Raw genomic sequence first — 6,452 nt, 5'->3', positions numbered from 1 at the left:
TGGCGGTCATGGCCGTTCTGGAAGCGGCGGTGAAGTCGTCGGAGACGGGGTCAACGCAGGCGCTGGCGTTAACTGCTAAAGAGCGTGCTCTGCTGGGTTAAAAAACAAGCCGGGAGGCGCTGCGCTTAACCGGCCTACAGTCTCCTGCCAGCCTGTGCCTTAAGCCAGCGAGTCGCCCCCGCTGGCCACTGATTAAATTTTCAGATCAAAGGTGCGTATCGGGAGCAGTGATGACATCCATTATATTAGGATAGCAACTGAAACCCTGTCACTAATGGGCCACCCGCGCCTGCGCGATCGATGCAAAAAATCAAACACACCTTTAGATAAATGCCACTTACTCTGACGTACGTTCCCAGGTAGGATTCAGAATACATGACGAGTAAAGTCATGACTTAATAGTCGCAGCACCTCTAATACAGATAAACCAGCGCACGGAGATAAAATGCTGTTAATTTTCACAATGTTTATATTTTCACTGACGCTTTCATTTTCTCCTGGCCCCGTTAATATGGTGATTATATCGTCAGGGGCCGTTCACGGTTTTAGAAAAACCTTCTCATTTGTCTCCGGTGCAACGATAGGGTTTACGTTATTACTTATCTTTATTTGTTTCGGTTTTTACGCTGCAATAGAAAAATATCCTTTGTTTTTCCGGTACCTTAATATTGTCGGTTCTTTATTTATCATGTATCTGGGCTATAAGATAGCGTCGTCCCGGCCCGATATATCATTAACAAAAACAGATTCACCCGGTTTTGTTCAGGGTTTTGTAATGCAATGGATCAATCCTAAGGCATGGACCGCGTGCGCCTCAGGGGCTGCAATGTTTTCCGCCCCCTCAAACCCTGCGACAGCATTCGTCTTTATAACGGTCTATTTTTTAGTCTGTTATCTGTCGCTTTCTGCATGGGCATTAATGGGAGAAAAGGTGTCGGTGCTGCTCAGGAGCACACGGCAGCTCCGTACGTTTAACGTGTTGATGGGCGGGTTGTTGCTTATTACGGCGTGTTACATGCTCTCTTTAGCATGTTAAACCCTTTATAACGTGTGAAACTCAATCGCGTTATAAATATCATTAATCAATTTGTAGGCAATACTGCTGGTCGACATATTAGAAGGCCATACGGCATAAACTTTTAATGGTTCTAATGACCAGTCAGGGAGTATTTCCTCCATCTCTCCACGCGTAACGTCCTCTTCGCTTAAATAGCGAGGAGGTGCTGCGAGACCAATTTGTTGCCTGGCAAGGGCATAAGCGGCTTCGACATTATCTACATACACCGTAGGTGTATACGTTACGACAGCCACTTCCCCGCTTTTATGCCGGAATTCCCGGTTATTCTGCCGCATATTGAGTCCAATCCATGGCAGTTGCGCCAGGTCATCAGGATGCGTAATCGTTGGATATTTTCTGAGCAAATCACGGGAAGCAACCAACTGCCGCGGCAGCACAAAAAGATGGCGCGCTTTAAGTGAACTGTCTGGAAGTTCCCCGATTCGAAATGCAACATCAATACCGTCAGCAATAATATCTCTGCGTGTATCGCTGTAAGAGATATTCAGGAAAATACCCGGATGACGTTTTATAAAAGCGGCCAGATGGCGAGTAAACGCACTATTCAAAAAAACGGCAGGAAGAGAAAGAGTAAGCTTATTCGCCGTTGATATCGAACGCTGCTTAAATTCAATGACCCCCTGCTCATACAGTGCCAGCATCGATTGGGCCGTTTCCAGCAAATTTGCGCCATCGTGAGTCAAAGAGAGTTTACGGGTGTTTCTGTAGAGCAACGCGCAGCCAAGATTTTTTTCCAGCTTTGATAAATGCGTGCTTGCCGTAGCGGTTGTAAGCCCTAACGCTTCTGCCCCACCTGAAATGGATCCTGCCTCAGCAATCTTTGCAAACACTATCAGATAACGGATGTCATCAATCATTTATCGTCCTGTTACGACGGCGTTCCTGCGAACTCCTCATTCAATCATAGAGTTACGATATCGTACTTTCCTCCCCGGCCGCATCTCTTTTTATCGTCAGCGCTTGATCACACCTACCAACTTTAGTGTAAAACAATAAATACTTATTGTTAAACGATAAACACCAGGCTAGCCTGCACCCACTTCAACTTACCCTTTGCCAGGAGAGGCATCGAATGAAAAGAAGTCTGCTGTATGGCGTTTCGCTCGCGGGAATCGTGCTCTGCGCCCCCTTACACAGTGCGGAGCTGTCCGGTTACGCGGGTCTGGGCGTCGCGGTCAGTCCCGTTTATTCGGGATCGCAGCATTACGCGCCCGGGCCGCTACTGAAAGGCGGCCTGAGTCTGAAGAGTAAAGACTGGGGGCAATGGGATCTCTCCACGGAGGGGCTGGCATGGACATTTCATCCCGACTCCCCGTTCGCCGTGAGTCTGCTGCTGGCCTCTGATGAGGGGCGAAAAGAGACAGTTAACTATCCCTTCTCCGCCAGAAAAAACCGCGATCTGCAAGGAATGGGCGATATGCCCGACATGCTGATGGCGGGCGCGGAGATGCGTTATCAACGCGAAGACTGGACGATATGGCTGCGCGCGTTAAGTGCAACGCAAAAACACCGGTACGGTGGCGAGACGCAACAGCTGGCGAGGACAGTGAATACCGGCGTAAAGTCCACCCTCTGGCGCGGGCAGGACGTCGAATTTTCGGTCGCAGGTGACATCACCTGGGCTAACAGCGGCTATCAGCAGCGCCATTATGGGGTCACCGCGAACCAGTCTCAGCGCACCGGGTTTGAGGCATATTCCCCATCATCGGGTATACAGGAAGCTGGAATCGACAGCGAACTGGTCTGGCACATCAGTGAACATCTGGCGGCTGGGGTGACCGGTCGCGCAGCCTGCCTGCTTGATGAAGCGGGTAAGAGCCCTCTGGTTAAGAGCCGCATGCAGTACACCCTGTCATCAATGATCCAGTATGAATTCTGAGACGCAAACCATGAATAAACAGTATGTGTACAGCCGAAGGCGATTGTTAGCCGCAGGGATGGTTTTTGTGTCGCTGATTGCCGCTGGCATCTACCTGCAGCCAGGCGTCAGCACGCCGTCCCAGCGCCAGACGGGAGATGCAAAAATAGTCTCGTTCCTGACGCCACTCCTCAGCGGTGCGCGAGGCAGCGTTGCCGTCGCATTCATCACGCCGAAAGGCGTGCAGTACGCCCTGTGGGACAGCGATTTTGCAAAACAGTATGAAATCGCCAGCCTGACCAAAACGATGACCAGCAGCCTGCTGATTGAGGCGCAGCGACGTGGCGAGGCGGTTCCACAAACCCGCGTCGGTGAACTCATCCCGGAGATAGCAGGCCCGGCGAGCGATATAACCCTGGCGCAGCTGGCTTCGCACCGCTCTGGCCTGCCGCAGCTGGCGACGTCGTTACCCGAGAAAGTTCAGGTCATTAAGACCATCATCCTGCGCGACAATTTCTGGACCTTCGATGAGGAGACATTAATCGACATGGTGAATAAAGCCAGCGTCGAACGCCCGGCCGGATTTGACTATTCCAACACCGGCTACGCGCTGCTGGGACTGGCGCTGGCGCGCGCATCGCATCAATCTTTTGCTGACCTCCTGCAAACACGCGTATTCGCTCAGGCGCACATGACAGACTCCGTCGTCGCCAGTGATACAACGCCTGCCTCTTCCACATTCAGCCACGGCCGTTCCGCTTCCGGCCTGAGCGAAGCGCCGTGGGTCATGCACGCATTTGCCCCTGCCGGAGGCGTGCGTTCAACCATTGTCGATATGGCCAATTACGCTCAGTCGCTGCTGGCAGGCCAGCTCGGATGGAGCGACGCAATGACGCCGCAGTTTGCGACTGACGATCCCGATTCACGCGTAGGCTATGGCTGGTTCACCACACGCATTCAGGGGCGCGATATCACCTGGCATGATGGTGAATCGTCGGGGTTCGCTTCGGCTATTGCCTTCGACCGACAGCGTAAAAGCGCCGTGGTGATCCTTTCCGACACCGCGTGGCCGGTGGTTGTCCCGGCTATACGGCTGCTATTAACCCAGCCATCTCATGCAGCAGAGGCGCATCATGAACTGGATTGATATTCTCTGGGCAATACTGACCTTTGTCTCGGCCCTGCTGTTTGCGTGCGGAACGTGGGCCGCGCAGTATAAACTTCGGCTGGTTAACACCATGCTGACCGTCGGAATAATTCTGTATAGCATGGAGATGATGCAGACCATCACCCATCTGAACAGTTCAGGTTACTTATTCAGAATGCTCACCTGGGTGATTCAGGCGTCTTATCTCGCCTTTAGCGTGTATCACGTGTGGCCAAAACCCTGGATGAAACACGGGGCTAACTGTCTGAACGGCGGCAAGATTGCCATCGCGATGATGCTTATGTCATGCTTGAGCATGCTGATCTTAAAATAATATGAAATATTCAGGAAGGTTCGACGTGAATGGTGCGAGGGATAAACTCAGTCTGGTGCTCATCGCAGGGGTGCTGCCGCTATTTCTCATCCTGGTATTAATCACCCCTCTGTGGATCTATTTCACCGGTGAGTCGTTTTTTATTTCCGCTCTGCTTAAGCTCGCTGAGGTTCAGAATGACAATCTGGCGGCTTCGACGGTTTCACCGCTCCGCCAGATACTCTTGCTGGTGATCCTGTATCTCCCGGCGGGGCTGTTCGCCTTTGCTATCTGGCAGGGAATGAGCGTCACGCGACAGGTTCGTCAAAAACAGATGCTCTCCCGGGTCCTGGCAAACAGCGTTCGCAAGATTGCAATCGCGATGCTAAGCCTTGGGATCGCGCTGCCGGTCTGTCGCTTTTTGATCCCTCTGACGATCGCGTGGCCGGGGCATTACTACCAGGTCACCCTCTTGCTTGGGGATTTTGTTCTGTTTTTAACAGGCGGTTTGCTGCTGGTAACGTTTCACTCCCTGGTCGAAGGGATCAAAGCGGAAGAAGAAAATAAGGAGTTCATCTAATTATGGCTGTCGTGGTTCATCTGGACAAAATGCTGGTAGAGAAGAAAATGACGTCCAGAGCACTGGCAGCCTTTGTGGGGATCACTGAGCAAAACCTGTCGCTGCTCAAGTCCGGCAAAGTTAAAGGGATACGTTTTGATACGCTGGCGAAAATTTGCGAGGCGCTGGAGTGTCAACCCGGCGATATCCTCTCCTGGGAACCGGACAGCCCGGAATGAAACGCCTGCGCCAGCGTTTGCAGCTCCTCCTTAAACCAGCGGGTCACGCCCCGCTGACCGCTGCGTTTATGTGAGTAAATTTTCACTTCAAACGTACGTATCGAAAACGGTAAAGGAAAAATCTTCAGATTCGCTGCCGCAATCAGCTTCTCAGCGGCAAAACGGGGGATCGCCATCAGCAGGTCGCTTTCCGCAACGATAAATGGCGCGCTAAGCATCGACGGCGTTTTGATCGCGATGTGTCGGGTATAGCCCAATTGTTCGAGCCGCACGTCCAGAACGCCCTGCTTCTCATTCCATGGCGTCACCACCAGGTGTCGGGCCGCAAGATAATCCTCCAGCGTCAGACGCGTCCGCCACGCGTTGCTGATGACCACATACTCATCTTCAAACCAGTCGATCTCTTCCAGTTCCGGGTGCCGGATATCATCCTGAGTGCTGAACCCCAGCGCGAGATCCACTTCGCCCGCCAACAATTCGGTTAGCGCCGGGCTTTGCGGCAGATATCGTAATTCGAAACGCAAACCCGGGGCAGCAAGCTGCAGTTTGTGCATCAGCGCCGGGAAAATGCAAAGCGCAGTAAAGTCCGTAATCCCAATGTGTAAGCTTTCGGTACTGCTGGCCGGGTCAAACTCCGGCTGCGGGGTCAACTCATGATTAAGGACCGACAATGCGGAAGCAATGGAAGGTGCAAGCTGAGAGGCATACACGCTGGGGGACATGCGATGCCCTTCCCGAAAAAATAGCGGGTCATTAAGGGTGGTGCGCAAACGCGACAGCGCATGGCTCAGTGCCGATGTGCTCATCGCCAGCTCATCAGCAGCCAGCCGAACGGAACGGTGGCGGTAAATCGCGTCGAAAACGGGCAGCAGGTTTAAATCAAGGCGTCTCAATACCGGATGCATAATATTCATCATTTGTTGATTTCATTGCACTTAATTCTTCGGACAATACTCCGTATGCTTAACGCCATCAATCGAAACACAGGTTAAAAAACAGGAAAAACAATGAGCATAACCATTCGTCAGGCCCGTCCCGAAGATGCGGCGGCAATTTACGCCATGATCTATGAGCTCGCGGTGTATGAAAAAGCGCCGGAAGAAGTCGTGACCACGCCAGAAGAGATCCGGGAAACACTCTTTGGCACCGACGGTAAAACCGAAGCGTTGATCGCGGAGTGTGAAGGTAAGATCGCCGGCTATGCCGTGTTCTTCACCAGCTACTCGACCTGGCTCGGACGCAACGGTATTTATATGGA

9 protein-coding genes are annotated in these 6,452 nt (G+C 52.3%); 7 read left to right on the top strand and 2 right to left on the bottom strand.

Translation table 11 applies throughout. The annotated features are described in order from the left end of the window. The first annotated feature begins 445 nt into the window (after positions 1-445). Entirely contained in the window at positions 446-1,036 is a 591-nt protein-coding gene (locus FU672_RS24485) for a LysE family translocator (protein ID WP_148245190.1), read from the top strand. A gap of 5 nt (positions 1,037-1,041) precedes the next feature. Here the strand turns inward: FU672_RS24485 and FU672_RS24480 are convergent, their stop codons facing one another. Beyond that, positions 1,042-1,935, bottom strand: a complete 894-nt coding sequence (locus FU672_RS24480) for a LysR family transcriptional regulator (RefSeq protein WP_148245189.1) — start codon at positions 1,933-1,935, stop codon at positions 1,042-1,044. 215 nt (positions 1,936-2,150) lie between these two features. On the opposite strand from FU672_RS24480, the gene FU672_RS24475 reads away from it, so the two are divergent. From FU672_RS24475 to FU672_RS24455, 5 genes are read left to right on the top strand one after another with little or no spacing between them, the layout of a single operon-like run. Then, positions 2,151-2,957, top strand: a complete 807-nt coding sequence (locus FU672_RS24475) for a MipA/OmpV family protein (RefSeq protein WP_148245188.1) — start codon at positions 2,151-2,153, stop codon at positions 2,955-2,957. A 10-nt stretch (positions 2,958-2,967) separates the two neighbouring features. Then, positions 2,968-4,083 carry a serine hydrolase domain-containing protein gene (locus tag FU672_RS24470; RefSeq protein ID WP_148245187.1) on the top strand — a complete coding sequence of 372 codons (1,116 nt, stop codon included), beginning with the start codon at positions 2,968-2,970 and terminating at the stop codon, positions 4,081-4,083. Then, positions 4,070-4,417 (top strand): hypothetical protein, encoded by a 348-nt coding sequence (locus FU672_RS24465; RefSeq protein WP_148245186.1) that lies wholly within the window; start codon positions 4,070-4,072, stop codon positions 4,415-4,417. The genes FU672_RS24470 and FU672_RS24465 overlap by 14 nt, the downstream gene beginning before the upstream one ends. 25 nt (positions 4,418-4,442) lie before the next feature. Continuing rightward, positions 4,443-4,976, top strand: coding sequence for a DUF2975 domain-containing protein (locus FU672_RS24460; protein ID WP_148245185.1), 534 nt, complete (start codon positions 4,443-4,445; stop codon positions 4,974-4,976). 2 nt (positions 4,977-4,978) lie between these two features. Then, positions 4,979-5,194 carry a helix-turn-helix domain-containing protein gene (locus FU672_RS24455; RefSeq protein ID WP_148245184.1) on the top strand — a complete coding sequence of 72 codons (216 nt, stop codon included), beginning with the start codon at positions 4,979-4,981 and terminating at the stop codon, positions 5,192-5,194. Here FU672_RS24455 and FU672_RS24450 read toward each other — a convergent pair. Beyond that, entirely contained in the window at positions 5,149-6,111 is a 963-nt protein-coding gene (locus FU672_RS24450) for a LysR family transcriptional regulator (RefSeq protein ID WP_148245183.1), read from the bottom strand. The two genes, FU672_RS24455 and FU672_RS24450, sit on opposite strands and share 46 nt — an antisense overlap. A gap of 90 nt (positions 6,112-6,201) precedes the next feature. On the opposite strand from FU672_RS24450, the gene FU672_RS24445 reads away from it, so the two are divergent. Beyond that, positions 6,202-6,452: GNAT family N-acetyltransferase (locus FU672_RS24445; protein WP_410053344.1), on the top strand; the 251-nt coding region annotated here is incomplete at its 3' end.

This window comes from Enterobacter asburiae, from assembly GCF_008080435.1.
GTDB classification, from domain to species: Bacteria; Pseudomonadota; Gammaproteobacteria; order Enterobacterales; family Enterobacteriaceae; genus Enterobacter; species Enterobacter asburiae_C.
The sequence above is the reverse complement of the archived record's forward strand: the minus strand, read 5'-3'. Positions and strand labels throughout refer to the sequence as shown.

Coding starts and splice junctions, on each gene's coding strand:
- FU672_RS24485 (WP_148245190.1), top strand. CDS start 446: ATGCTGTTAATTTTCACAATGTTTATATTTTCACTGACGCTTTCATTT.
- FU672_RS24480 (WP_148245189.1), bottom strand. CDS start 1,935: ATGATTGATGACATCCGTTATCTGATAGTGTTTGCAAAGATTGCTGAG.
- FU672_RS24475 (WP_148245188.1), top strand. CDS start 2,151: ATGAAAAGAAGTCTGCTGTATGGCGTTTCGCTCGCGGGAATCGTGCTC.
- FU672_RS24470 (WP_148245187.1), top strand. CDS start 2,968: ATGAATAAACAGTATGTGTACAGCCGAAGGCGATTGTTAGCCGCAGGG.
- FU672_RS24465 (WP_148245186.1), top strand. CDS start 4,070: ATGAACTGGATTGATATTCTCTGGGCAATACTGACCTTTGTCTCGGCC.
- FU672_RS24455 (WP_148245184.1), top strand. CDS start 4,979: ATGGCTGTCGTGGTTCATCTGGACAAAATGCTGGTAGAGAAGAAAATG.
- FU672_RS24450 (WP_148245183.1), bottom strand. CDS start 6,111: ATGATGAATATTATGCATCCGGTATTGAGACGCCTTGATTTAAACCTG.